This window comes from Cognaticolwellia aestuarii (assembly GCF_002000025.1).
Lineage (GTDB): Bacteria > Pseudomonadota > Gammaproteobacteria > Enterobacterales > Alteromonadaceae > Cognaticolwellia > Cognaticolwellia aestuarii.
On the sequence record NZ_MUZV01000033.1, the window covers coordinates 1 to 500 of the forward strand.

Sequence of the window (500 nt, forward strand, 5' to 3'; positions counted from 1 at the left end):
AATAGTAACTTCAATGGCGTTGACAGTTTTACCTATCAAGTCAGTGATGGCAATGGTGCAACAGCACAGGCTAGTGTGGCATTAACCATTAATGCGGTTAATGATGCACCTAATGCAACCGCTAATAGTTATAGCCTTGATGAAGACTTGAGCTTAACTAAGTTGGTGACTGACAGCGATCAATTACTAGCGAATGATAGCGATGTCGACGGTGATAGCTTAACGGTGAATACAACGCCACTAACGAATGTCAGTCATGGTAGCTTGACACTTAATAGTGATGGCTCGTTCAGTTATACCCCGAATAGTAACTTCAATGGCGTTGACAGTTTTACCTATCAAGTCAGTGATGGCAATGGTGCGACAGCACAGGCTAGTGTGGCATTAACTATTAACGCGGTTAATGATGCCCCAACCCTGAATGCGGATAGTTTCAGCTTGAACGAAGACTTGAGCTTAACTAAGTTGGTGACTGACAGCGACCAATTACTGGCGAATGA

General features: G+C 43.6%; 1 protein-coding gene. It reads left to right on the plus strand.

The features are described from left to right. The coding region (locus tag B0169_RS19060; RefSeq protein WP_143323615.1) for a tandem-95 repeat protein at window positions 1-500 on the plus strand (500 nt) is incomplete at both ends.